The 22,433-nt window shown below is 43.4% G+C and carries 19 protein-coding genes, 16 tRNA genes and 3 rRNA genes; 32 read left to right on the plus strand and 6 right to left on the minus strand.

All coding sequences use genetic code 11. From position 1 onward, the window contains the following. Window positions 1-13 precede the first annotated feature (13 nt). A complete protein-coding gene (gene nikC / locus AC0VYV_RS02605; RefSeq protein ID WP_194220083.1) occupies window positions 14-913 on the plus strand; it encodes a nickel transporter permease in 900 nt (299 codons plus the stop codon). A 27-nt stretch (window positions 914-940) separates the two neighbouring features. Here the strand turns inward: nikC and AC0VYV_RS02610 are convergent, their stop codons facing one another. Then, window positions 941-2,023: an FUSC family protein gene (locus AC0VYV_RS02610; RefSeq protein ID WP_226616546.1), complete on the minus strand. Its 1,083-nt coding sequence runs from the start codon at window positions 2,021-2,023 to the stop codon at window positions 941-943. A gap of 178 nt (window positions 2,024-2,201) precedes the next feature. Continuing rightward, a complete protein-coding gene (locus AC0VYV_RS02615; protein WP_475373243.1) occupies window positions 2,202-3,491 on the minus strand; it encodes a glutamate-1-semialdehyde 2,1-aminomutase in 1,290 nt (429 codons plus the stop codon). A gap of 152 nt (window positions 3,492-3,643) precedes the next feature. Between AC0VYV_RS02615 and AC0VYV_RS02620 the strand changes: the two genes are divergently transcribed. Genes AC0VYV_RS02620 through AC0VYV_RS02630 form a run of 3 tightly spaced genes read left to right on the plus strand, consistent with a single transcriptional unit; the run spans window position 3,644 to window position 6,230 of the window. After that, window positions 3,644-4,657 (plus strand): ABC transporter ATP-binding protein, encoded by a 1,014-nt coding sequence (locus AC0VYV_RS02620; RefSeq protein ID WP_194220080.1) that lies wholly within the window; start codon window positions 3,644-3,646, stop codon window positions 4,655-4,657. Beyond that, window positions 4,650-5,441 (plus strand): ABC transporter permease, encoded by a 792-nt coding sequence (locus AC0VYV_RS02625; RefSeq protein WP_194220079.1) that lies wholly within the window; start codon window positions 4,650-4,652, stop codon window positions 5,439-5,441. The genes AC0VYV_RS02620 and AC0VYV_RS02625 overlap by 8 nt, the downstream gene beginning before the upstream one ends. Window positions 5,442-5,444: 3 nt before the next feature. Continuing rightward, window positions 5,445-6,230, plus strand: a complete 786-nt coding sequence (locus AC0VYV_RS02630; protein ID WP_430241500.1) for an ABC transporter permease — start codon at window positions 5,445-5,447, stop codon at window positions 6,228-6,230. 40 nt (window positions 6,231-6,270) lie between these two features. Here AC0VYV_RS02630 and AC0VYV_RS02635 read toward each other — a convergent pair whose 3' ends face one another. Beyond that, window positions 6,271-6,816, minus strand: coding sequence for an RNA polymerase sigma factor (locus AC0VYV_RS02635; protein ID WP_430241498.1), 546 nt, complete (start codon window positions 6,814-6,816; stop codon window positions 6,271-6,273). A 169-nt stretch (window positions 6,817-6,985) separates the two neighbouring features. Between AC0VYV_RS02635 and AC0VYV_RS02640 the strand changes: the two genes are divergently transcribed. The 7 genes from AC0VYV_RS02640 (at window position 6,986) to perR (ending at window position 11,718) form a co-directional block, all read left to right on the plus strand. Further along, window positions 6,986-7,792: a DUF4397 domain-containing protein gene (locus tag AC0VYV_RS02640; RefSeq protein WP_430241496.1), complete on the plus strand. Its 807-nt coding sequence runs from the start codon at window positions 6,986-6,988 to the stop codon at window positions 7,790-7,792. A gap of 24 nt (window positions 7,793-7,816) precedes the next feature. Continuing rightward, entirely contained in the window at window positions 7,817-8,455 is a 639-nt protein-coding gene (locus tag AC0VYV_RS02645) for a class F sortase (protein WP_475373244.1), read from the plus strand. 52 nt (window positions 8,456-8,507) lie between these two features. Continuing rightward, window positions 8,508-8,939, plus strand: coding sequence for an ion channel (locus tag AC0VYV_RS02650; RefSeq protein WP_430241492.1), 432 nt, complete (start codon window positions 8,508-8,510; stop codon window positions 8,937-8,939). A gap of 53 nt (window positions 8,940-8,992) precedes the next feature. After that, window positions 8,993-9,463 (plus strand): thioredoxin-dependent thiol peroxidase, encoded by a 471-nt coding sequence (bcp, locus tag AC0VYV_RS02655; RefSeq protein WP_475373245.1) that lies wholly within the window; start codon window positions 8,993-8,995, stop codon window positions 9,461-9,463. A gap of 203 nt (window positions 9,464-9,666) precedes the next feature. Then, window positions 9,667-10,617: a D-2-hydroxyacid dehydrogenase gene (locus tag AC0VYV_RS02660; protein ID WP_430241490.1), complete on the plus strand. Its 951-nt coding sequence runs from the start codon at window positions 9,667-9,669 to the stop codon at window positions 10,615-10,617. A 2-nt stretch (window positions 10,618-10,619) separates the two neighbouring features. Then, on the plus strand, window positions 10,620-11,174 hold the full coding sequence (locus AC0VYV_RS02665; protein WP_475366472.1) for a cob(I)yrinic acid a,c-diamide adenosyltransferase: 555 nt from the start codon (window positions 10,620-10,622) through the stop codon (window positions 11,172-11,174). A 109-nt stretch (window positions 11,175-11,283) separates the two neighbouring features. Beyond that, window positions 11,284-11,718: a peroxide-responsive transcriptional repressor PerR gene (gene perR, locus AC0VYV_RS02670; RefSeq protein ID WP_194220070.1), complete on the plus strand. Its 435-nt coding sequence runs from the start codon at window positions 11,284-11,286 to the stop codon at window positions 11,716-11,718. Window positions 11,719-11,763: 45 nt separating this feature from the next. Here perR and AC0VYV_RS02675 read toward each other — a convergent pair whose 3' ends face one another. Next, window positions 11,764-12,129, minus strand: a complete 366-nt coding sequence (locus AC0VYV_RS02675; RefSeq protein WP_224598799.1) for a YgzB family protein — start codon at window positions 12,127-12,129, stop codon at window positions 11,764-11,766. Window positions 12,130-12,382: 253 nt separating this feature from the next. Here AC0VYV_RS02675 and AC0VYV_RS02680 point away from each other — a divergent pair, with 253 nt between their 5' ends. From AC0VYV_RS02680 to AC0VYV_RS02780, 21 genes are all read left to right on the plus strand, one after another. Continuing rightward, window positions 12,383-13,249 (plus strand): nucleotidyltransferase-like protein, encoded by an 867-nt coding sequence (locus tag AC0VYV_RS02680; protein ID WP_194220068.1) that lies wholly within the window; start codon window positions 12,383-12,385, stop codon window positions 13,247-13,249. A 273-nt stretch (window positions 13,250-13,522) separates the two neighbouring features. Beyond that, window positions 13,523-15,074: ribosomal RNA gene (locus AC0VYV_RS02685) — 16S ribosomal RNA — on the plus strand. 237 nt (window positions 15,075-15,311) lie between these two features. Then, window positions 15,312-18,241 (plus strand): 23S ribosomal RNA (locus tag AC0VYV_RS02690). Window positions 18,242-18,487: 246 nt separating this feature from the next. Next, window positions 18,488-18,604 (plus strand): 5S ribosomal RNA (gene rrf / locus AC0VYV_RS02695). The 16S, 23S and 5S rRNA genes sit together here with 16 tRNA genes alongside, the layout of an rRNA operon. A 9-nt stretch (window positions 18,605-18,613) precedes the next feature. Next, window positions 18,614-18,688 (plus strand) — tRNA-Asn (locus AC0VYV_RS02700). Window position 18,689: 1 nt separating this feature from the next. Further along, window positions 18,690-18,781 (plus strand) — tRNA-Ser (locus AC0VYV_RS02705). A 23-nt stretch (window positions 18,782-18,804) separates the two neighbouring features. Next, window positions 18,805-18,879 (plus strand) — tRNA-Glu (locus AC0VYV_RS02710). A 22-nt stretch (window positions 18,880-18,901) separates the two neighbouring features. Then, window positions 18,902-18,977: transfer RNA gene (locus AC0VYV_RS02715), tRNA-Val, on the plus strand. 8 nt (window positions 18,978-18,985) lie between these two features. Then, a tRNA-Asp gene (locus AC0VYV_RS02720) sits at window positions 18,986-19,061 on the plus strand. A 158-nt stretch (window positions 19,062-19,219) separates the two neighbouring features. Continuing rightward, a tRNA-Met gene (locus AC0VYV_RS02725) sits at window positions 19,220-19,296 on the plus strand. Window positions 19,297-19,312: 16 nt separating this feature from the next. Continuing rightward, window positions 19,313-19,388: transfer RNA gene (locus AC0VYV_RS02730), tRNA-Phe, on the plus strand. A 4-nt stretch (window positions 19,389-19,392) separates the two neighbouring features. Then, a tRNA-Thr gene (locus AC0VYV_RS02735) sits at window positions 19,393-19,468 on the plus strand. Between the two features lie 70 nt (window positions 19,469-19,538). Then, window positions 19,539-19,623, plus strand: a tRNA-Tyr gene (locus AC0VYV_RS02740). A gap of 7 nt (window positions 19,624-19,630) precedes the next feature. Further along, a tRNA-Trp gene (locus AC0VYV_RS02745) sits at window positions 19,631-19,704 on the plus strand. Between the two features lie 16 nt (window positions 19,705-19,720). Then, window positions 19,721-19,796: transfer RNA gene (locus AC0VYV_RS02750), tRNA-His, on the plus strand. Window positions 19,797-19,800: 4 nt separating this feature from the next. Further along, window positions 19,801-19,875, plus strand: a tRNA-Gln gene (locus AC0VYV_RS02755). Between the two features lie 8 nt (window positions 19,876-19,883). Continuing rightward, window positions 19,884-19,958 (plus strand) — tRNA-Gly (locus AC0VYV_RS02760). Window positions 19,959-19,967: 9 nt separating this feature from the next. Next, window positions 19,968-20,042 (plus strand) — tRNA-Cys (locus tag AC0VYV_RS02765). A 27-nt stretch (window positions 20,043-20,069) separates the two neighbouring features. Next, window positions 20,070-20,159, plus strand: a tRNA-Leu gene (locus tag AC0VYV_RS02770). 34 nt (window positions 20,160-20,193) lie between these two features. Continuing rightward, window positions 20,194-20,278: transfer RNA gene (locus AC0VYV_RS02775), tRNA-Leu, on the plus strand. A 187-nt stretch (window positions 20,279-20,465) separates the two neighbouring features. After that, entirely contained in the window at window positions 20,466-21,167 is a 702-nt protein-coding gene (locus tag AC0VYV_RS02780) for a DsbA family oxidoreductase (RefSeq protein ID WP_475373266.1), read from the plus strand. A gap of 39 nt (window positions 21,168-21,206) precedes the next feature. On the opposite strand, the gene yvfG is transcribed toward AC0VYV_RS02780, so the two are convergent. Both yvfG and AC0VYV_RS02790 read right to left on the minus strand, forming a co-directional pair. Further along, window positions 21,207-21,428 carry a protein YvfG gene (gene yvfG / locus AC0VYV_RS02785; RefSeq protein ID WP_098446367.1) on the minus strand — a complete coding sequence of 74 codons (222 nt, stop codon included), beginning with the start codon at window positions 21,426-21,428 and terminating at the stop codon, window positions 21,207-21,209. 271 nt (window positions 21,429-21,699) lie between these two features. After that, complete coding sequence (locus AC0VYV_RS02790) at window positions 21,700-22,368, minus strand: B3/B4 domain-containing protein (protein ID WP_475366491.1); 669 nt, start codon at window positions 22,366-22,368, stop codon at window positions 21,700-21,702. Window positions 22,369-22,433: the final 65 nt, after the last annotated feature.

The following is a 22,433-nucleotide window of genomic DNA, read 5'->3' on the forward strand; positions in this document are numbered from 1 at the left end:
GGGGGCTTCTAAGATGGCTGAAATCGCTCCGCAAAAAAAAGTGAATGTTCAAAAGCAACCAGATGAAGAAGTATTATCGCCATGGCGTGAAGCCTGGAAAGGATTCAGGAGAAATAAGTTAGCGATGGTCGGCATGGGGATTGTACTTTTTTTCATTCTTCTAGCGATCTTTGCAGGGGTCATCGCTCCTGAAGGGATTAACGAACAAAAATTAGGTGAACGACTTCAATCTCCATCGGCCAGTCATTGGTTTGGAACCGATGATTTCGGTCGCGATATTTTATCACGTATAATTTATGGGGCAAGAATTTCTTTATGGGTTGGCTTTTTTGCAGTACTAGGTTCAGCGGCGGTAGGGAGTTTACTAGGTATGGTAGCAGGTTATTACGGTAAGCTAGTGGATACGATTATTTCACGTATATTTGATATTATGCTTGCGTTTCCAAGTATTCTTCTTGCTATTGCTGTTGTTGCCGTACTAGGACCATCGCTAAGAAATGCACTTATCGCGATTGCTATCATTAATATTCCGAACTTTGGAAGGCTTGTTCGATCAAGGGTGTTAAGTGTGAAGCAGGAAGAGTATGTTATGGCGGCTAGAGCTGTTGGGATGAAAGATTCAAGAATCATTTTTCATCATATATTGCCAAATTCACTTGCACCTATAATTGTGCAAGGAACACTTGCAATTGCAACGGCTATTCTGGAGGCAGCGGCCCTTAGTTTTCTTGGTCTTGGTGCACAGGCGCCACAGCCTGAGTGGGGGAAAATGCTTGCAGATTCACGTTCGTATATTATTCAGGCACCATGGACTGTATTCTTTCCGGGACTTGCGATTATGCTAACGGTTCTTGGATTTAACCTACTTGGTGATGGTCTTCGAGATGCGCTTGATCCAAAAATGAAGAAATAAAAAAATCAGCCGTATCGGCTGATTTTTTTATTTGGCATGAAGTTCCTGAATATCAACTTCATTTTCTTCCTGGTGATAGGAATGAAAGCTATCGACAAGTAAATCAAGGTGTTCAAGGTGATCGTGGTAATCGATAATCATTCCGATTAGGGGGAATATTGTCATCCAAAGCTCGCGATTACATTCGCCATTTTCGTATAAGTCAACATAGCGTTCGGTTAAGGTAGACTCCCCAGATCCAACATTGTTTAACATTTCCTCAGGAGACTGGTTCCTCACTTTTCCGATATATTTTAAATGGATGCGTTCGTGATAATTTGTTAGCTCATCGAGGTGAGTCTGAATCATCTTCCTGACCTCGTCAGGCATGATCAAAATCTTCACATCAAGTTGATCAAGCATTTTTAGTATAGCAAGTGACTTTTCTGTTGTAGCAATCATCTGTCTAAATAGGACGAGCTTACGTGCTTTTACAAAATCTCTGCGTTTGAAGTACGTACGCTCTTCTTTGTATAGAAGAAAATACTGATCACTTTTAACTGTATCTTCTTTCAACTTAATTAAGTTCTCTTTCAATACTTTATGTTCGGCATCGTTTCTAGTAGCAAGCCTGATCCACTGTGAAATATATTCTGTATTGCTCACAATTTTGTGGAATAATTTCGTTTCATATCTCGGTGGCACGAAAACTAAGTTCACAAAGAAAGAACTGATCACACCGACCATAATGACTAAGAATCGGTTTGTCGCAAAAGTGATGAATTCCTCCTGAGGAGCATTCATGATTAAAATAACAGTTACGATTGCGAGTGGAATCGTACTTTCGATTTTCAATTTAATATTAATGGCGATAATGATGATCGCACCTAGACCAATTACGATTGGCTGGTTTCCAAAGAGCAGAACGAGTATAACTGCAAGCACGGCTCCAATAATATTGGATTGAAATTGATCAATAACGGTTTGATAAGATCTGTAAATCGACGGCTGAATGGCAAATAATGCAGCTACGCCAGCAAAGGTCGGAGGCTCGAGTCCAAGCCATGTTGCAATATAAAGTGCGAGAGTAATCGCTAGCCCTGTTTTAAAAATACGGGCACCAAACTTCATTCTATTGTAAGTCCTTTCGTCGAGTACTTTTAGTATAGAGAGTATCCTCTATTTCCTCTTTTAAACATATGAGACGTTCTAGTTATACATCGGAATGGTCAGGATAGCAAGCCCTATTTTCAATAATAACAAAGATAGTAGAAAAGACAGAATGAAGGAACTTCATTCTGTCTTTTCGCTAAGCCATTTGATGAAAGACGCGCTTTACTGCTTCAAGCGTATCATCGATATCTTTTTCAGTGTGTTCTGTTGTTAAGAACCATGCTTCATATTTAGAAGGGGCAAGGTTGATACCTTCACTGAGCATTAGTTTAAAGAAGCGGGCGAATTTCTCTCCATCGGAGTCTTCAGCTTGTTTGTAATTAATAACCTTCTCGTTATTAAAGTAGACAGTTAAAGCTCCTCGGAGACGATTGATTGTAATTTGGATACCAGCTTCCTGTGCATGAAGGAGGATTCCCTTCTCAAGACGTTCTCCAAGTTTGTCTAAATGATCATAGACGCCCTCTTCTTGAAGAACTTCAAGACACGCAATACCGGCTGAGATAGAGGCTGGATTACCTGCCATTGTCCCAGCTTGATAAGCTGGACCAAGTGGTGCAACGTGTTCCATAATCTCGCGTTTCCCACCGTATGCGCCGATTGGAAGGCCACCACCAATGATTTTTCCTAGTGCCGTCATATCCGGTTCAACATTAAGTAAGTTTTGGGCACCACCATACATAAAGCGGAATGCAGTGATAACTTCATCATAAATAACGAGCGCTCCATATTGATGTGTGATCTCATTTACTTTTTCAAGGAAACCTTCCTCAGGTTCAACAATTCCGAAATTCCCAACAATCGGTTCAACGAGAACTCCGGCTACTTCATCTCCCCATTTCTCCATTGCTTCTTTATAAGCTTCAATGTCATTAAATGGTACGGTGATAACTTCTCTAGCGATGCTTTTTGGGACACCCGCTGAGTCAGGACTTCCAAGGGTAGCGGGACCAGAACCGGCGGCAACTAGCACAAGATCAGAGTGTCCATGATAGCAGCCAGCAAATTTCACAATCTTGTTGCGACCTGTGTAGGCTCTAGCTACGCGTATCGTTGTCATTACTGCTTCCGTACCAGAGTTCACAAATCGAACGCGCTCTAGAGAAGGGATGGCTTCTTGAAGCATCGAACCGAACCGATTTTCTAAGACGGTTGGTGTACCGTATAACACGCCGTTCTCAGCTGCTGTTGTGATGGCCTTAGTAATATGTGGATGCGCATGACCAGTGATGATAGGGCCGTATGCTGCAAGGTAGTCTATGTATTTGTTACCATCGACATCCCAAAAATAAGGACCTTTAGCTGTTTCCATAAAGACAGGAGTGCCTCCTCCAACGCCTTTGTATGAGCGAGATGGACTGTTGACGCCACCTAGCATAATATCGAGTGATTCTTTATGATGTTGTTCTGATTTCGTGAAATTCATGTTGACCTCCTTGTAATGCTTGTTCATCAAACTCCATTGTAGCATGACTAGAGTGTAACGAAACACTCTTGCCGCTTAAGTGAAAGCTCAAATATTGTTTATTACAAGCTGCTCTTGTAAACTAAGTTGGTGTGTTAAAAGGAGGAAGACGTATGGAAAAAGTGATTGATGTACAGGAACTGCGTAAAGATTTTAAATCTCACTCGAGTCGTTCTGGTTTAAAAGGAGCGTTTCGAGATCTTTTTACGCGTAATTATAAGGTTATCTCGGCTGTTAAAGATATTTCTTTTACCATTAATGAAGGTGAAATGGTAGGTTATATTGGAGAAAATGGAGCCGGGAAGTCGACGAGTATCAAAATGCTAACGGGTATTCTAACGCCCACTTCTGGAACTGTTCGTGTAAATGGAATGGATCCACATAAAGAACGAGAGAAGTTTGTTCGATCCATTGGAGTTGTATTTGGGCAACGATCTCAATTGTGGTGGGACATTGCCGTACAAGAATCATTTCGTTTGCTTAAAAAAGTCTATAACGTACCAGATGATGTTTATAACGAGCATATGAATCATGTAATTGAGTCTCTAGATATTGGTCCTTTACTTGATAAACCGGTTCGGAAATTATCGCTTGGCCAGCGTATGAGGTGTGAGTTAGCCGCAGCTCTTCTTCATAACCCTAAGCTTCTATTTCTAGATGAACCGACAATTGGACTTGATGTGCTAGTTAAATTAAAGATCCGTAATTTCTTAAAAGAGATTAATGAGAAGTATAAGACAACGATTTTACTTACGACTCATGATCTTACGGATATTGAAGCGTTATGTGATCGGGTTGTTATGCTAGATGAAGGCCAGATTATATATGATGGCAAGCTTGCAAAGCTTCGTTCTAATTGGGGAGAAGGGAAGCAAATTGAATTTCAATTTGGTGAACAGGTTAGTGGTGAACAACTTCAACCTTTATTGAAGGAACTTGAAGCAGAATGGACAAAAGGTGATCGCGAGAATGTGTGGATCGCGAATGTAGTGAATGAAGAGCATGTCATTTCCGAAGTAATTGGGAGAGTCGTAGCAGCAAACAGGATTACGGATATTAAGATTCATGAAATTTCGACTGAAGAGATTATTCGAAATATCTATGAAGAGGGCATGCGTAATGGGTAAGTACATTGAGATGATTCGCGTCCGCTTCTTAATGATGCTTGCCTATCGGACGAACTATTATAGCGGAATTTTAATTTACAGCATTAACATTGGTGCTTACTACTTTCTATGGAATGCGATTTACGGTGGAAAAGGGGAGATTGAAGGATTATCAGTTATTCAAATGACAACATATGTTGCTGTGGCTTGGATGGCAAGAGCTTTCTATTTTAATAATATTGATCGAGAAATCGCTCAGGAGATTAAAGAGGGAAAGGTAGCAGTTGAATTTATACGCCCCTATCATTATTTAATAATGAAGACGATGCAGGGGCTTGGAGAAGGGATTTTTAGATTAAGCTTCTTCTCAATTCCAGGGATGATTATTGTTAGCCTCATTTTCCCGATTGAATTTTCGGCTGCACTGTCGACGTGGTTGTTCTTTATGGTAGCAATTATTCTAAGTTTTATTGTTAATACTCAAATTAATCTGCTGACAGGCGTTATGACCTTTTTCTTCTTTAACAACGATGGACTGATTCGAGCAAAGCGCGTTGTGATTGATTTGTTCTCAGGGTTATTACTTCCAATTAGTTTCTATCCAGGTTGGGCACAGAATGTCATGGACTTTCTACCGTTCCAAGCCATTAGCTATATTCCAAGTATGATTTTCACAGAAGGTTTTACTGGAAGTGCGGTTTGGGAAGCGATTCTTTTCCAGCTTGTCTGGGCGGTTATTTTGATTCTTCCAATTCAAGCGCTATGGGTAATTGCCAAAAAACGCTTGATTGTGCAGGGAGGGTGACAAATGAAGCATGCTAGTATTTTCTTTCTATATGTCTCGCAATATATGAAAACGAGATTAACTTATCGTGTAGATATGCTAATGGAAATTATGTCTGACTTATTGTTTCAGGCAGTTAATTTGATTTTTATACTTGTCGTGTTTGGGCATACAAATATGCTTAGCGGCTGGTCGAAGGATGAAATCATCTTTATCTACGGATTTTTCCTCGTTCCTTTTGCTATCTTCGGAGCATTTTTTAACATTTGGGACTTTAACGAGCGGTATATTGTTAAGGGTGAAATGGATCGGATTCTAACAAGACCCGTTCATAGTTTATTTCAGATTATTTTAGAACGAATGGAGCTTGAATCTTTATTTGGGGTTATCACAGGAATCGCTGTTATGGTTTATGCGGGGAATCGACTTGATCTAAGTATGTCCTGGTACGATCCTATTGTATTTCTCTTTATGGTTTTAGGTGGTGCATTTGTGTATGCAGGTATTTTTATTCTACTAGCAAGCATTAGCTTTTGGTCTGATAGCAGAACAAGTATTATGCCAATGATGTACAATATCGGGAACTATGGGAGATATCCAGTGGATATCTATAATAAAGTGATTCGTTTTGTATTAACGTGGATCTTACCATTTGCTTTTGTTGGTGTGTATCCATCAGCTTATTTCTTAGGTCGTGAAGAATGGTATGGTTATGCTTTTCTTACACCTGTTATGGGAGTGGCGTTTTTTGGATTCGCCATCTTTATGTGGAATATTGGCGTCACGAAATACAGGGGCGCAGGTAACTAAAAAGTCCAGAGGGATCTCCCTCTGGACTTTTTGTTTATGATTAGACAGTTTCTAATAATGATAAATCGATCGTTTCTTTTAATTTTTTCATGCCAAGCCTAACGCGACTTTTCACTGTTCCAAGGGGAATCTTCTTTTTGGAAGCTACTTCTGCTTGACTATAACCCTCTAAGTAGATGAGTTTAAGAATTTCTTTTTGTTCTGTATTCAAAGTATTTAAGGCTCCATCAATCATATCTTTGTTTCCAAAGTCATCTTGAATATAAAGTTCTTTATCGACCAACTGGTGATCTTCAACAACTGTTTCTTTAAAATTACGCTGCTCTTTCTTAATCCGATCAATAGCTCGGTTTCGTGTGATCTGGTTAACCCACGAGGAGAGTTTACCTTTATCAGGCTTGAATTGATTTCGCTTATTCCAAACTTCTAAATAAACATCCTGAACGATCTCTTCGGCAATTTGCTGGTCATTGACTATGCGACGGGCGATGTGTAAAAGCGTTTGATGGTTTTCAATACAAAAGACTTTAAAATGCTCCTCGTTTTCACTATCCCAGTAAGCAATCGCATAATTGCCTTTACTCATTAGTTAGTTCCTCCTCCGAGCTTTGCTAGTAGCTCTATTCCCTTGAATTCGAAATAAAAACAACAAAAGTGTAAAAAAAGTGATCCGATTGCAAATATTTTGTCGTATTAGTAAATGAACAAAGGTTATACAAAAGTATAACAAAAATTAAATAAAGGGAGTGGATTGAATGCTTAGGAAGTTTATGGCGGCCGCAGTTGCGATGGTTATGATGTTTGGGATTATTGGTGGTACGGCATTCGCAGATAATCATGAAGCAATGGTACGAGTGATTCATGCGTCTCCAGATGCACCTGCAGTTGATGTTTATGTAGATGGTGAGGCAGTTGTAGAAGGTGCTGAATATAAACAGGCGACAGAATACATGGCTCTTCCTGCAGGAGATCACGAAATTGAAGTATTCCCAGCTGGTGAGAATGGAGAAGGCGAGCCGGTTATCAGTCAGTCAGTGACGCTTGAAGAAGGCATGAAGTATTCTGCTGCTGCAGTAGGTACGCTAGATAGCATCTCCCTTTGGGCGCTAAGCGATGATATGGAAGCTTCTAAAGGAAAAGCAAAAGTAAGGGTTGTACATGCGTCTCCAGATGCACCTAATGTAGATGTAGCCGTTAAAGACGGAGACGTTCTATTCTCAGATGTAGCATTTAAATCAACGTCAGACTACGCTGAAGTTGATCCTATGACTGTTGATCTTGAAGTTCGACCAGCAGGTTCTGAAGACGTTGTTCTTGAGATTCCTGGTGTTGAATTAAAAGAAGGCTATGTTTACTCTGTTTATGCGGTAGGTCTTGTAGAAGGTGAACCAACTCTTGAAGCATGGCCGATGGTTGATGCGACAAATATGCCTTCAGACATGCCCCAAACAGGTATGGGTGGTACAGCTGATCAGTCTCATACAGTTGCATGGGCACTTCTTGGAGGAGCTATTCTAGCAGCAGGAACTGGAATTTATCTTCGTAAGAAGCAAACAGCTTAAATCAAGGTAGAAGGAGGAGCGCATATGCCGTTTAAAAAGCTTTTATTAAGTATGTTACTTTTAGGAGCAGCGGCAGGCTGCTCCTCTTCTTCTAATCAATCAGATGAAATGAAAGAAGTTTTACCTAATAATGAGGAAACACATCTGATCTCTGCTCCAAATTTAACAGCATCTTCTTCATCTAAGAGTAACGAATCCGTTGAACCTGTTTTAGTAGGAATCATTCCAGCCCAATTATCCATTCCAGCTATTAATGTAGACGCAAAAGTGGAGCATGTGGGCCAATTAACAGATGGGCAAATGGATGTGCCCAAAGATGAACGTAACGTTGGATGGTATCAGCCTGGAGCGAAACCTGGTGAAAGAGGAAATGCCGTCCTTGCCGGTCACGTTGATAACAAAACTGGACCATCGGTGTTCTTTCACCTTGTAGATTTAGAAGCTGGAGATCTCGTTACAGTTACGGATGAACATGGATTGGCGTATGATTTTGAGGTGCATGCTGTTGAGTCTTATCCTAGAAATAAAGCGCCACTCGAGAAAGTATTTGGAACAAGTTCTAAATCAAGCCTCAATTTAATTACTTGTACAGGGACATTTGATCGAGATGCAGGAACACACGAGGAGCGGATGGTTGTCTACACGACACTTGTTTCAGAATAGTTCGTCCTAAATTCAACGAACACCTCATAAACCTATTATGAGGTGTTTACTAATGCTCTTATTGATTACTTGTGCTATTATTCTTGCCCTTATTAGTGTTGGGAGAAGTATGGTAGCTCTTATGAAAAGAACGAGAGTGCCTGGTAGTCTCCTGTCTGTTTATAAGATGTTTCTACTGTTCCTTGTTTATTTAACGATGATTATCGCTTTTGGGAGTATGTATTTAAGCCTCATTATCCTTGATATTCCTGTACTTCAAGAAGGTCAAATGGATCTTGCGGATATGACATTAACACCGTTTACAAGAGTTCAATCTGTCCTTTATTTCAGTGCGGTTACGCTTCTATCGGTTGGCTATGGAGATCTTACTCCAATTGGAGTTGGAAGATGGATTGCGATTTTTGAGGCGTTAATCGGTTACTTAATGCCAGCCGCATTTTTTGTCACGACCATCGTTGACTATCGTGAAAGCCCCAAGTTGTAAGTTCGAATGAATTTCGTTACGCTTATCTTAAGAAGATTTAAGGAGGCGTAAAAATGAGTGTTGAAATTGGTCAAAAAGCTCCAGATTTTAAGTTAGAAGCAAGCACTGGTGAGACTGTGTCTCTTTCAGACTATAAAGGAAAAAATGTTGTGCTTTATTTTTATCCAAAAGATATGACGCCTGGCTGTACGACAGAGGCATGTGATTTTCGAGATCATATTGAAGGATTCGAAGAACTGGATACGGTTATCTTGGGAGTAAGTCCAGACCCAGTCGAGAAACACAAAAAATTTATTGATAAGTATGACCTTCCGTTCCTTCTCCTAGCAGATGAAGATCATTCTGCTGCAGAAGCATATGATGTATGGCAGTTAAAGAAAAACTTCGGCAAAGAATACATGGGGATTGTTCGTTCTACCTTTGTTATAGACAAAGAAGGAACCCTTGTAAAAGATTGGCGGAAAGTTCGCGTTAAAGAGCATGTGGAATCTGCACTAGGTTACATTAAAGAAAACTTATCATAAGCCTTTGTCTGCGGGACAAAAGACTATACCATTAGATGTTTGCAACATAGAGTATAGTAGATCATATCTTCAGTTGAGAGCGCATTATGCGCTCTTTTTTTGTTAGCGATGTTTCGAAGAGGTTGTTTTGTTTAAGTCATATTGGTCATTCAGCTATACTTAATACATGAAGAAAGGTTAAATAAATGGAGAGTGGTGAAATAATGCAGGTACTATCAACGGGGAAACTGAAGACAAATATTAAAGAGCGCCTTAGAGAAACATATCCAGACGTAACGTTTCATTTTTATCCATCAATGCAAGAAGCGGAGCCTAAACTTGCTGATGCAGAAATTCTTCTTACATATGGAGAGGACCTGAACGCAGAGTTAATTCAGAAAGCTTCTCACCTTAAATGGATAATGGTCCTATCGGCTGGACTTGAAAGAATGCCATTTCAGGCTATTAAAGAAAGAGGTATTCTCGTAACAAATGCACGGGGCATCCATAGCATTCCGATGGCTGAATATACATTATCTGTTATGCTTCAAGTAGCGAGGGATACAAAACAAGTGCTAGCAAATGAATCCTCAAAGATCTGGAAGAAAAAAACGCCTATACGAGAAATTACTGGTAGCTCGATAGGGGTTGTTGGTACTGGTGCCATTGGCAGTGAGATTGCAAGAGTGGCGAAAGCATTTCGAATGAAAACGCTAGGAGTCAATCGATCTGGACGTGAAGTAGACCATTTTGATGTGATATATAATAATGAAGAACTTTTATCAATGCTACCGAAATGTGACTACGTGGTAAGTGTGCTGCCTAGTACGAGTGAAACGGCAAATTATTTTACGAAAGAACAATTTGCAGCGATGAAAGAATCTGGGGTATTTATTAATATTGGCAGAGGAGATACTGTAGATGAGCAGTGTTTGATTGACGCACTAAATGAACATCAAATTGCCCATGCTGTATTGGATGTGTTTAAAGATGAACCACTTGATTCGTCACACCCATTTTGGGAGATGGAAAATGTAACGGTTACGCCGCACCATTCAGCTATCTCTGACAATTATCAACCTAGAGCGATTGAAATATTTGAGCATAACTTAATTCAATATCAAAAAGGAACGAATGACTTGAAGAATGTCATTGATCCGGATAGGGGGTATTAATAGTGAAAATTTATACGAAGACAGGCGATAAAGGAGAAACCTCTCTCGTTTATGGGCAACGGGTGTCTAAAAACGATATTCGAGTCGAGGCATACGGAACTTGTGACGAAGCCAATTCCCAGATCGGACTTGCTCTAAGTTATATTGGGGCTACGAACTTCGATGGTAAAGAAGAATGGGGGGCCATTTTTCATAAAATACAAACGTGGCTTTTCCATGTGGGAGCAGAGCTTGCTACACCTAAAGGAAAAAAAGTAGGATGGACTATTGAAGAATCGCATATTAATGAAATGGAAAACCAAATCGACAGCTGGGAGCAGCAGCTTGAACCTCTCAGGAACTTTGTATTGCCAGGTGGACACTCAGCAGGAGCTTGCTTACATGTGGCGCGTACGATTGTCCGTCGCGCGGAGCGTCTTACGACAATGGTAGAAGACGCAAATCCTCTTGTCCTTTCTTTCTTAAACCGTCTCTCTGACTTTTTATTTGTAGCAGCTCGTTTCATTAACTACCATATGGGGGAGAATGAGTCGATCCTTCATCAAGAGCACAAATAAGAAAGAGGCCTATAAGCTTGTCATTATTGACAAAACCCTCTTTCTCCATGTACACTAATTATAAACATTACAAAGTAAGAATGCTTGTTGAAAGCGAGGTGCATGACGAATGGCTGAAGAAAAACTGCATGAAGCAATTGATGCTATGAAAAATTCAGGAGTGCGTATTACCCCGCAGCGTCATGCCATTCTGGAGCATTTAATCCAGTCCATGTCACATCCTACAGCAGATGAGATCTATAAGTCTCTTGAAGGAAAATTTCCTAATATGAGTGTAGCTACAGTTTATAATAACTTGAGAGTATTTAAGGAAATTGGATTGGTGAAAGAATTAACGTACGGAGATGCTTCCAGCCGATTTGATTGTGTCACAACAGATCATTATCATATTATCTGTGATGATTGTGGTAAGATTGTAGACTTTCATTATCCGGGATTGGACGAAGTAGAAACGCTTGCGGAACAGGTAACAGGCTTCCGAGTCGGTGATCACAGAATGGAGATTTACGGAAAATGTCCAGATTGCCAGCAAAGCAAACACTAATTTAAAGAAGGCTTCCACCATTAATGGTGGAAGCCTTCTTATCTTTTACTGCGTTCTTTTTTGGGCTCTTTTCACATTGTATTTCTCATCAAATTCTTTGCCGTCCAAATTAGGGTCCATCGTTAGTGGTTGTTTGCAATGCATACAAGCATCTACACGTCCAAGAACTTTCGTTGGCTTTTCACAGTTTGGACAAACTACCTGGATTGCTCTTGTGGAGAGCATTCCGATCCAGAAGTACACAACCGCACTTGCGATCGTTGCAAGAAATCCAATCAGCATAAAGATGGTCATAAGCAAGACAGATGTCTTGAAGAATATTCCTATATACATAATCGCGATACCAATAAACACTAGACTCAGTGCGAACGTACGAATTTTATTAATCTTATTAGTATACTTTAGTTGCATTGCAAGTCCCTCCTGCACACAATTATAGCATAACCATGAGGTGTAAGCACTTTCCTTATAAGGTGAATAACGTAATCTGCATTTCATATAGTTGGATATTTTCAAGTAGATAGTGGAAACTTCAAATTCAGGGATTGCTTATTTCATTACAGGATTTATAATATGGACTGTTGAATACTTAAGTTAACGTAGGAAAAGGGAAATTGAATATCGTAAGGAAACAAAAGTATAAGTACTTCTGGAGGATCGAATTATGGAAAACCTTTTAAGACCGATTTATCAAGAGAGAGCTAGTCATCCTGATACACTGGGTGTACTAGTTATTGAAAAGACAAAGCCATTTCACCCGCTTACTGATAATTTTGATGTTGTCCTACTAATCATCGTTCAAAATAACGAGAAACCATGGTTCGTCAAACATTATGATTTTGAAGGAAAGAAAGCTGCTATGCACGTTATAACAGAGCAGCAGGTTAACGAATGGCTAATCTCTGGTAGCCACCGTCGTCTTGTGGCATGGCTTGTTAATGGAAAGATCATTTTTGATCGGAACGAGTACATAGCGGGATTGAAAGAGAGAATTAGAGATTTTCCATATGAAGAGCGCACTCAAAAAATTGGAGTGGAGTTTGCAAGACTTATTCGAAGATATACAGATGGGAAAGAACTTTTCGCTTCTAAGCAATATATGGATGCGTATAACTTTATTCTTCATGCTTTGCACCATCTTGCTCGCTTATCTGTTATTGAGCATGGGTTCCATCCTGAAATTACTGTGTGGAATCAGGTTAAACATATTGAACCTGAAATTTTCAAGTTGTATACCGAGCTTTTATCTGGAGAAGATCCTCTTGATAAACGACTGGAGTTATTGCTATTGGCTAATGACTTTTCTTTATCTTCAAAATCAAAAAACGCAACCGTTCATATAAGGAACATCATGAATGAACGTGAAAGTTTATGGACATATCAAGAATTAATGGAAGAAGAACAGCTAAAGGAATACGGGATAGACCTTGGTGCGCTTCTAGAATATATGATTGAAAAAGGGCTTATCGAAGTTCACCGAAGCGAGACTAAAGGTTCTGGTATTTTCATTCGAGAATATAGCGCTGTATAGGTGATTTATAAAACGGAGAAAAAATATCAAGAAAAGGGTTGACCGTATTTTTTCTCCGTGGTATATTATTACTTGTCGCCGCGAGAGATTAACGCGACAACGAAAAAAACTTTTAAAAGTTGTTGACGTCGACCGAGTTAATGTGGTACATTAATAAAGTCGCTGAAAACGACGTTGAAAGAAACGAATTGATCTTTGAAAACTGAACGAAACGCCATGTAAGTAGTTGTTTCTACGGAAACAAAACATTGTTTTAAAGCTAGATTAAGCTTTCTATCGGAGAGTTTGATCCTGGCTCAGGACGAACGCTGGCGGCGTGCCTAATACATGCAAGTCGAGCGAAGAGACGGGAGCTTGCTCCCTGATCTTAGCGGCGGACGGGTGAGTAACACGTGGGCAACCTGCCCTGCAGACTGGGATAACTCCGGGAAACCGGAGCTAATACCGGGTAATACATCGCACCGCATGGTGCAATGTTGAAAGTTGGCTTTCGAGCTAACACTGCAGGATGGGCCCGCGGCGCATTAGCTAGTTGGTAAGGTAATGGCTTACCAAGGCGACGATGCGTAGCCGACCTGAGAGGGTGATCGGCCACACTGGGACTGAGACACGGCCCAGACTCCTACGGGAGGCAGCAGTAGGGAATCTTCCGCAATGGACGAAAGTCTGACGGAGCAACGCCGCGTGAGTGACGAAGGCCTTCGGGTCGTAAAGCTCTGTTGTTAGGGAAGAACAAGTACCGTTCGAATAGGGCGGTACCTTGACGGTACCTAACCAGAAAGCCACGGCTAACTACGTGCCAGCAGCCGCGGTAATACGTAGGTGGCAAGCGTTGTCCGGAATTATTGGGCGTAAAGCGCGCGCAGGCGGTCTTTTAAGTCTGATGTGAAAGCCCACGGCTCAACCGTGGAGGGTCATTGGAAACTGGAGGACTTGAGTGCAGAAGAGGAGAGTGGAATTCCACGTGTAGCGGTGAAATGCGTAGATATGTGGAGGAACACCAGTGGCGAAGGCGGCTCTCTGGTCTGTAACTGACGCTGAGGCGCGAAAGCGTGGGGAGCAAACAGGATTAGATACCCTGGTAGTCCACGCCGTAAACGATGAGTGCTAGGTGTTGGGGGGTTCCACCCTCAGTGCTGAAGTTAACACATTAAGCACTCCGCCTGGGGAGTACGACCGCAAGGTTGAAACTCAAAGGAATTGACGGGGGCCCGCACAAGCAGTGGAGCATGTGGTTTAATTCGAAGCAACGCGAAGAACCTTACCAGGTCTTGACATCCTCTGACAATCCTGGAGACAGGACGTTCCCCTTCGGGGGACAGAGTGACAGGTGGTGCATGGTTGTCGTCAGCTCGTGTCGTGAGATGTTGGGTTAAGTCCCGCAACGAGCGCAACCCTTGATCTTAGTTGCCAGCATTTAGTTGGGCACTCTAAGGTGACTGCCGGTGACAAACCGGAGGAAGGTGGGGATGACGTCAAATCATCATGCCCCTTATGACCTGGGCTACACACGTGCTACAATGGACGGTACAAAGGGCAGCAACACCGCGAGGTGAAGCGAATCCCATAAAGCCGTTCTCAGTTCGGATTGCAGGCTGCAACTCGCCTGCATGAAGCCGGAATTGCTAGTAATCGCGGATCAGCATGCCGCGGTGAATACGTTCCCGGGCCTTGTACACACCGCCCGTCACACCACGAGAGTTTGTAACACCCGAAGTCGGTGGGGTAACCTTTATGGAGCCAGCCGCCGAAGGTGGGACAAATGATTGGGGTGAAGTCGTAACAAGGTAGCCGTATCGGAAGGTGCGGCTGGATCACCTCCTTTCTATGGAGAATTACGAAGGTAACTTACGTTACCAACCTTACATGAGCGTTTCGTTTAGTTTTGAAAGAATGATTTATTCTTTCAAACCAGGTGAAGTGATGAAGCTTAGGCGGATTTAAGTAGTAGCCTTGTTCCTTGAAAACTAGATAGCACAAACAACGACATCCAATAATTATTTTTTATGCAATAACTTAGTAATAACTGATGCGTTATGGCAGCAATGCCTAACAAATCGAAGGTTAAGCTACTAAGGGCGCACGGTGGATGCCTTGGCACTAGAAGCCTAAGAAGGACGGGACGAACACCGATATGCTTCGGGGAGCTGTAAGTACGCTTTGATCCGGAGATTTCCGAATGGGGGAACCCACCATCTTTAATAGGATGGTATCCATTTCTGAATACATAGGGAATGGAAGGCAGACCCGGGGAACTGAAACATCTCATTACCCGGAGGAAGAGAAAGCAAACGCGATTTCCTGAGTAGCGGCGAGCGAAACGGAATCAGCCCAAACCAGAGGGCTTGCCCTCTGGGGTTGTAGGACGTCTCTTTGGAGTTACAAAGGCACGGATAGACGAAGCGACCTGGAAAGGTCCATCAGAGAAGGTAACAATCCTGTAGTCAAAATCCGATGCCCTCCGAGACGGATCCTGAGTACGGCGGGACACGTGAAACCCCGTCGGAATCCGGGAGGACCATCTCCCAAGGCTAAATACTCTCTAGTGACCGATAGTGAACCAGTACCGTGAGGGAAAGGTGAAAAGCACCCCGGAAGGGGAGTGAAAAAGAACCTGAAACCGTGTGCCTACAACTAGTTGGAGCCCGTTAATGGGTGACAGCGTGCCTTTTGTAGAATGAACCGGCGAGTTACGATCCCGTGCAAGGTTAAGCTGAGAAGGCGGAGCCGCAGCGAAAGCGAGTCTGAATAGGGCGAAATAGTACGTGGTCGTAGACCCGAAACCAGGTGATCTACCCATGTCCAGGGTGAAGTTCAGGTAACACTGAATGGAGGCCCGAACCCACGCATGTTGAAAAATGCGGGGATGAGGTGTGGGTAGCGGTGAAATGCCAATCGAACCTGGAGATAGCTGGTTCTCTCCGAAATAGCTTTAGGGCTAGCCTCGCGGCAAGAATCTTGGAGGTAGAGCACTGGTTGGACTAGGGGTCCTTACCGGATTACCGAATCCAGTCAAACTCCGAATGCCAACGATTTATCCGCGGGAGTCAGACTGCGAGTGATAAGATCCGTAGTCGAGAGGGAAACAGCCCAGACCACCAGCTAAGGTCCCAAAGTATACGTTAAGTGGAAAAGGATGTGGCGTTGCTTAGACAACCAGGATGTTGGCTTAGAAGCAGCCATCATTTAAAGAGTGCGTAATAGCTCACTGGTCGAGTGACGCTGCGCCGAAAATGTACCGGGGCTAAACGTATCACCGAAGCTGTGGATTGTCTTACGACAATGGTAGGAGAGCGTTCTAAGGGCTGTGAAGTCAGACCGAAAGGACTGGTGGAGCGCTTAGAAGTGAGAATGCCGGTATGAGTAGCGAAAGACAAGTGAGAATCTTGTCCGTCGAAAGCCCAAGGTTTCCTGAGGAAGGCTCGTCCGCTCAGGGTTAGTCGGGACCTAAGCCGAGGCCGAAAGGCGTAGGCGATGGATAACAGGTTGATATTCCTGTACCACCTCCTTTCCGTTTGAACGACGGGGGGACGCAGAAAGATAGGGAGAGCGCGCTGCTGGAAATGCGCGTCCAAGCGATTAGGCTGGTGAATAGGCAAATCCGTTCACCATGAAGGCTGAGTCGTGATGGCGAGGGAAATTTAGTACCGAAGTCCTTGATTCTACGCTGCCAAGAAAAGCCTCTAGTGAGGAAAAAGGTGCCCGTACCGCAAACCGACACAGGTAGGCGAGGAGAGAATCCTAAGACGATCGGGAGAACTCTCGTTAAGGAACTCGGCAAAATGACCCCGTAACTTCGGGAGAAGGGGTGCTTCCTCGGGTTTATAGCCCAGGGGAGCCGCAGTGAAAAGATCCAAGCGACTGTTTAGCAAAAACACAGGTCTCTGCAAAGCCGTAAGGCGAAGTATAGGGGCTGACACCTGCCCGGTGCTGGAAGGTTAAGAGGAGGGGTTATCCCTTACGGGAGAAGCTCTGAATCGAAGCCCCAGTAAACGGCGGCCGTAACTATAACGGTCCTAAGGTAGCGAAATTCCTTGTCGGGTAAGTTCCGACCCGCACGAAAGGTGCAACGACTTGGATACTGTCTCAACGAGAGACCCGGTGAAATTATAGTACCTGTGAAGATGCAGGTTACCCGCGACAGGACGGAAAGACCCCATGGAGCTTTACTGTAGCCTGATATTGGATTTTGGTACAGCTTGTACAGGATAGGTAGGAGCCATAGAAGTCGGACCGCCAGGTTCGATGGAGGCGTCGGTGGGATACTACCCTGGCTGTACTGACATTCTAACCCAGCACCGTGATCCGGTGCGGAGACAGTGTCAGGTGGGCAGTTTGACTGGGGCGGTCGCCTCCTAAAGTGTAACGGAGGCGCCCAAAGGTTCCCTCAGAATGGTTGGAAATCATTCGCAGAGTGTAAAGGCACAAGGGAGCTTGACTGCGAGACCTACAAGTCGAGCAGGGACGAAAGTCGGGCTTAGTGATCCGGTGGTTCCGCATGGAAGGGCCATCGCTCAACGGATAAAAGCTACCCTGGGGATAACAGGCTTATCTCCCCCAAGAGTCCACATCGACGGGGAGGTTTGGCACCTCGATGTCGGCTCATCGCATCCTGGGGCTGAAGTAGGTCCCAAGGGTTGGGCTGTTCGCCCATTAAAGCGGTACGCGAGCTGGGTTCAGAACGTCGTGAGACAGTTCGGTCCCTATCCGTCGCGGGCGCAGGAAATTTGAGAGGAGCTGTCCTTAGTACGAGAGGACCGGGATGGACACACCGCTGGTGTACCAGTTGTTCCGCCAGGAGCATAGCTGGGTAGCTACGTGTGGAAGGGATAAGTGCTGAAAGCATCTAAGCATGAAGCCCCCCTCGAGATGAGATTTCCCACAGCATGAAGCTGGTAAGATCCCTTAGAGATGATGAGGTAGATAGGTTCGGGGTGGAAGCGTGGCAACACGTGGAGCTGACGAATACTAATCGATCGAGGGCTTAACCTAAAAACGAAAAGCGAAGTAAGCCGTTTAAATCCGACAACCGTTGGAGGCTTTTGAGTCAGACGCGCTTTATGCGTCAGAATCAAAAGGTGAAACGATCGAGGATTTGGCTTATGTAGCTGGACATATTGGAAAGTTGTGCGTGCTATCTAGTTTTCAGGGAATAAAATTTTCCTTGAAAAACATGATGGAATATAGTATGATATATTTTGTCGCTGGTAAATCACGAAAGTGAAATCCAGTCCTTAGTCTGGTAATGATGGCGAAGAGGTCACACCCGTTCCCATGCCGAACACGGAAGTTAAGCTCTTCAGCGCCGATGGTAGTTGGGGGATCTCCCCCTGCAAGAGTAGGACGTTGCCAGGCTGATATTATTCCACAGTAGCTCAGTGGTAGAGCTATCGGCTGTTAACCGATCGGTCGTAGGTTCGAATCCTACCTGTGGAGCCATGGAGAGCTGTCCGAGTGGCCGAAGGAGCACGATTGGAAATCGTGTAGACGGTCAAAGCCGTCTCGAGGGTTCGAATCCCTCGCTCTCCGCCACTAGCATACATAATAGCAGCAAGGGCCCGTTGGTCAAGCGGTTAAGACACCGCCCTTTCACGGCGGTAACACGGGTTCGAATCCCGTACGGGTCACCATTATATATCATTTCTACTTTGTGGAGGATTAGCTCAGCTGGGAGAGCATCTGCCTTACAAGCAGAGGGTCGGCGGTTCGAGCCCGTCATCCTCCACCATTATCTAAGGTCCCGTGGTGTAGCGGTTAACATGCCTGCCTGTCACGCAGGAGATCGCGAGTTCGATTCTCGTCGGGACCGCCATTTATATTTTAACATTATCGCGGGGTGGAGCAACAAGCGATACTTCCTTGAAACAGCAACGAGTTGTTTCGACGGATACGCTTCGAAGCATAACCTTGTAGAGAAAGAAACAGTGCACAGCGTAATGAGCAGGTGCAGCATAATTACATTCACATTATCGCGGGGTGGAGCAGTTCGGTAGCTCGTTGGGCTCATAACCCAAAGGTCGCAGGTTCAAATCCTGCCCCCGCAACCAATTATATTTTAAACATGGCTCTGTAGCTCAGTCGGTAGAGCAGTGGACTGAAAATCCACGTGTCGGCGGTTCGATTCCGTCCGGAGCCACCATGTTGCCGGTCTAGCTCAATTGGTAGAGCAACTGACTTGTAATCAGTAGGTTGGGGGTTCAAGTCCTCTGGCCGGCACCATTTTCTCGAAATGAGATCAAATTCCATTGCACTTTCATAAAATGTGTATTACAATGGTAATTGTCAATTTGGAGGGGTAGCGAAGTGGCTAAACGCGGCGGACTGTAAATCCGCTCCCTCAGGGTTCGGCGGTTCGAATCCGTCCCCCTCCACCATCTTGATAGGGGTATAGTTTAAAGGTAGAACAGAGGTCTCCAAAACCTCCGGTGTGGGTTCGAGTCCTACTACCCCTGCCAATTTTAAATTTTTATGGCGGTTGTGGCGAAGTGGTTAACGCACCGGATTGTGATTCCGGCATTCGTGGGTTCAATTCCCATCAGCCGCCCCATTTTTGGGCTATAGCCAAGCGGTAAGGCAACGGATTTTGATTCCGTCATGCGCTGGTTCGAATCCAGCTAGCCCAGCCATTTTTGTTGCGGAAGTAGTTCAGTGGTAGAACATCACCTTGCCAAGGTGGGGGTCGCGGGTTCGAATCCCGTCTTCCGCTCCATTTTAAAAAGGCGGCATAGCCAAGTGGTAAGGCACGGGTCTGCAAAACCCTTACGCCCCGGTTCAAATCCGGGTGCCGCCTCCAATCTTAATATTTTTTCTTAAAAGTCCTGCCGGAGTGGCGGAATTGGCAGACGCACAGGACTTAAAATCCTGCGGAGGGTGTACCTCCGTGCCGGTTCGAGCCCGGCCTCCGGCACCACTTATTTTTCTGCCTGAATTGAATATGGTATTTTGCCGGTGTGGCGGAATTGGCAGACGCGCACGACTCAAAATCGTGTTCCGAGAGGAGTGTCGGTTCGAACCCGACCACCGGTACCATTACATACGTTATTACAAGACTTCAACGTTCTCGTTGAGGTCTTTTTTGTATTCTTTTTAATTCCTTGTCTTATTTGATATCACTAGTTTTCAATGACTCACTGAGCAAATTCCTGCTCATTTAAAAGTAGAGGTGATAAAATACAAGTATAAGATAGATAAAACAATTTACTGAAAGAGTGATTCGATGAGAATTGAAGTATGGTCCGATTTCGTTTGTCCATTTTGTTATATAGGAAAAAGACGTCTTGAAAGTGCGCTTCAGGCTTTTCCACAGCGTGATCAAGTAGAAGTTGTCTTTAAAAGCTTTGAACTTGATCCTAATGCGAAAGAATCGGATGGGGAAAGCATGGCTGAGCTTCTAGCAGCGAAATACAATGTCAGTCTAGAACAAGCTCAGGCTATGTGTGAGAATATGAGGCAGCAAGCTGCTGGAGAAAACCTAACGTATGATTTCGATAAAATGATTCCAACGAATTCATTTGATGCTCATCGTCTTGTTCACTATGCGACAGAGCATGGTAAAAGTAATGAAATGTCAGAACGTCTCTTTTATGCCTTCTTTACCGAATCGAAAAATATTGGTGATCATGAAACGCTTGCATCACTTGGTGAAGAACTTGGGCTAGACGCTGCGGATATAAAACGTATGCTAGGGACTGAAGAATTTACGAAAGAAGTTCGCAACGATGAAGCTATGGGAAGTCAGCTTGGCATTCAGGGCGTACCGTTCTTTGTATTTGACGGTAAATATGCCGTGTCAGGTGCTCAGCCTGTTGAAATGTTTGAACAGGCCGTTGAGAAGGCCTGGGGAGAAGGAAATAAGCTTGAAGTAGTTGGTGGCAATGCAGAAGCGTGTTCTGCTGACTCTTGTGATCTTCCTAAATAAAACGTAAGAAAGCTCTCTTATTGTAAAGAGAGCTTTTTCTTATGCGTCTGTATTTTCTTGTTTAATCGTTTTGTAAGCTGAATCAAGGTTGCGAATGCGACGAACTATTTCTGAGTTTTTGTTAAGGTTGTCATAGATCATTGATGAAACAACTGATCGATAATAGCTATTCATTGCTTCTAATTTTGAAAATACATCACGATTCTTTTGTATGTATTGGCGAAAATTTTCTTCGAAAAATGGTGTTGAGAATGGTTCCATATGATTTCTCCTTTCTGTCTGTCATTCTGATTATAGGGTGATCGTCATCAGGACGTCAAACGGATTATGAAGAGTAAAATTCTATTAGCTCTGTCGTGATGAGAGACGTTTGTAAAGAAAATATGAAAAATGTGTTGTTTCTTTCATATGTTCTGTGGTATTCTATCTACATCAGCGAGGATTGTAGAAATTCCTCGAATTTTCACCATTTACCCAACGCAGTGTTTCGTTAAAATTAACGAAGCGTTGCGTTTTTTTATGTTTGCTTTCTTTAACTTGAAACCCCGCTTAAGAAGTCTCCTCCGTGAATTTGATTAAACATTTCTGCTGAGGCAGTTACAAGCTTTTCACCTTCTGAAACAGGGAGCGAAGGTTGAAGATAGAAAAGTTGAATGGCATGCTTGGTTTCTTCCGTTATAGCTGTTCGCTTAGAATCAACGATAGGACTTCCGAACGCTCCTTTGTGATCAAGTGAGAGGATTTTGTTGTTGAAGCTTACCTCACGTCCATTTAAGCCCTCATATGCAGTCGTCTCACTACCAATGTCGATTGTAATATCTCCTTCAACTTGATCAAGATCATAGATACCAATTGGAATTTTGTATTGAAGCGACAGAAGATTGTTGATGTCTGCAGCAGAGTGAACGAGAGGTAGCGAAGACCCTTTCTTTAACCGGCGTAATAGGGCTTCTGAGGACGGTCGATATTTGGCGGGATCCGTCCCGAACTTTTTGAAAATGGAACGCCACTCTGAGATAGCAGGAAAAGTGAGCAGGTCTGTCTGCTCAAGATCCATCATCAATGTTTCCTGATAGAACTGAAAGCGACCGCGCACCATTTGCGGCGACTTTTCAACAACGATATTATGGTAAATAGCATAACCAATTTTAAAATCAGGATATGTCTTTTTAATAGATGGAGCGAGAATTATACTTGTCATCACACTTTTCTCCTAACATATAATTTTTCGTTCATTTTATCATATACCTAAATTTGAAGCTTATA

Source organism: Anaerobacillus sp. QJM3NY_17, assembly GCF_056173665.1.

Bases quoted from the DNA above. Each gene is read 5' to 3' on its own strand.
- AC0VYV_RS02645 (WP_475373244.1), top strand. From the start codon at position 7,817: ATGCCGTTTAAAAAGCTTTTATTAAGTATGTTACTTTTAGGAGCAGCG.
- AC0VYV_RS02630 (WP_430241500.1), top strand. From the start codon at position 5,445: ATGAAGCATGCTAGTATTTTCTTTCTATATGTCTCGCAATATATGAAA.
- AC0VYV_RS02660 (WP_430241490.1), top strand. From the start codon at position 9,667: ATGCAGGTACTATCAACGGGGAAACTGAAGACAAATATTAAAGAGCGC.
- AC0VYV_RS02680 (WP_194220068.1), top strand. From the start codon at position 12,383: ATGGAAAACCTTTTAAGACCGATTTATCAAGAGAGAGCTAGTCATCCT.
- AC0VYV_RS02675 (WP_224598799.1), bottom strand. From the start codon at position 12,129: ATGCAACTAAAGTATACTAATAAGATTAATAAAATTCGTACGTTCGCA.
- AC0VYV_RS02620 (WP_194220080.1), top strand. From the start codon at position 3,644: ATGGAAAAAGTGATTGATGTACAGGAACTGCGTAAAGATTTTAAATCT.
- nikC (WP_194220083.1), top strand. From the start codon at position 14: ATGGCTGAAATCGCTCCGCAAAAAAAAGTGAATGTTCAAAAGCAACCA.
- AC0VYV_RS02640 (WP_430241496.1), top strand. From the start codon at position 6,986: ATGCTTAGGAAGTTTATGGCGGCCGCAGTTGCGATGGTTATGATGTTT.
- AC0VYV_RS02635 (WP_430241498.1), bottom strand. From the start codon at position 6,816: ATGAGTAAAGGCAATTATGCGATTGCTTACTGGGATAGTGAAAACGAG.
- AC0VYV_RS02790 (WP_475366491.1), bottom strand. From the start codon at position 22,368: ATGACAAGTATAATTCTCGCTCCATCTATTAAAAAGACATATCCTGAT.
- perR (WP_194220070.1), top strand. From the start codon at position 11,284: ATGGCTGAAGAAAAACTGCATGAAGCAATTGATGCTATGAAAAATTCA.
- AC0VYV_RS02625 (WP_194220079.1), top strand. From the start codon at position 4,650: ATGGGTAAGTACATTGAGATGATTCGCGTCCGCTTCTTAATGATGCTT.
- bcp (WP_475373245.1), top strand. From the start codon at position 8,993: ATGAGTGTTGAAATTGGTCAAAAAGCTCCAGATTTTAAGTTAGAAGCA.
- AC0VYV_RS02650 (WP_430241492.1), top strand. From the start codon at position 8,508: ATGCTCTTATTGATTACTTGTGCTATTATTCTTGCCCTTATTAGTGTT.
- AC0VYV_RS02780 (WP_475373266.1), top strand. From the start codon at position 20,466: ATGAGAATTGAAGTATGGTCCGATTTCGTTTGTCCATTTTGTTATATA.
- AC0VYV_RS02615 (WP_475373243.1), bottom strand. From the start codon at position 3,491: ATGAATTTCACGAAATCAGAACAACATCATAAAGAATCACTCGATATT.
- AC0VYV_RS02610 (WP_226616546.1), bottom strand. From the start codon at position 2,023: ATGAAGTTTGGTGCCCGTATTTTTAAAACAGGGCTAGCGATTACTCTC.
- yvfG (WP_098446367.1), bottom strand. From the start codon at position 21,428: ATGGAACCATTCTCAACACCATTTTTCGAAGAAAATTTTCGCCAATAC.